Genomic DNA, 422 nt, shown 5'->3' with positions numbered 1-422 from the left:
CAGCAATGATTACAAAGTATGTATTTGGAAAATACGGTGCTCAAGTGTTTTCTATTGTCCTCGGAATATCTTTACTTGGTTGGTTTGGGGTACAAGTGGGTTTTTTTGCTACCAATGCGCACACAGTTTTACAAGACGCTTTTCACGTATCCATCAACGTTAAAGTCCTTTCTTTAATTGGCGGTCTACTGATGATGACGACCGCTATTTTTGGGTACCGGGCTATTGAGAAATTAAGCGTATGGTCTGTGCCGCTATTATTAGGATTAATGCTGTTCACCTTATTTTTAACGCTGAAAAATTATTCAATGCCCGTAAGTATTCCTAAAGCAGGAGGATTTACGTTTGGCAGTGCGATCTCGCTTGTTATTAGTATTTTCATAGTAGGAGCAACGGTGCAGCCGGATATTTCACGTTGGGCA

The 422-nt window shown here is 40.5% G+C and carries 1 pseudogene; it reads left to right on the top strand.

Annotation, left to right across the window (positions count from 1 at the left end):
• Positions 1 to 422, top strand: a pseudogene (locus SB773_RS30170) (cytosine permease); the annotation flags it as partial.

It is taken from the genome of Bacillus sp. SIMBA_074, from assembly GCF_046534555.1.
In the GTDB taxonomy this organism is placed as follows: Bacteria; Bacillota; Bacilli; order Bacillales; family Bacillaceae_G; genus Bacillus_A; species Bacillus_A mycoides.
The sequence above is the reverse complement of the archived record's forward strand: the minus strand, read 5'-3'. Positions and strand labels throughout refer to the sequence as shown.